Here is a 430-nt window from a genome sequence, read left to right on the forward strand (position 1 = left end):
GACGCCGTCGGCGAGGTCGGTCATGCGTCGGCTGCCGGTGGGGGAGTCGCCGAGGGTGGCCAGGAGTTGGAACTGCACGTAGCTGAGATCGCCGGCATCCCGCAACTGCTGCTCGACCGCGTGCTTGAGCAGGCTGCTCGCCTCGATGAGGGCGAAGTAGGCGCCCAGCTGCACGGCGTCCGGTGGGGGCGGCGGGGGCGTCATGCGCCGACCCTATCAGTGCTTCCAACTCGAAGCACTTGCTTCCAATTCGAAGCAGTGCTACGGTGATCGCAGTTGCTTCGAACTCGAAGCAACACGGCGGAGGGGTAGAAGCCATGAAGGCAGTGCAGTTCCACGAAACGGGCGGCCCGCAGGTCCTGCGCTACGAGGATGTCGACCAGCCGGTCCCCGGCACCGGTCAGGTGCGCATCCGGGTCGCCGGGTCGGC

1 pseudogene is annotated in these 430 nt (G+C 67.2%); it reads right to left on the bottom strand.

The features are described from left to right. Positions 1–204, bottom strand: a pseudogene (locus tag ADK67_RS11635) (MarR family winged helix-turn-helix transcriptional regulator); the annotation flags it as partial. Positions 205–430 lie beyond the last annotated feature (226 nt).

The sequence above is a fragment of the Saccharothrix sp. NRRL B-16348 genome (assembly GCF_001280085.1).
Taxonomy (GTDB): domain Bacteria; phylum Actinomycetota; class Actinomycetes; order Mycobacteriales; family Pseudonocardiaceae; genus Actinosynnema.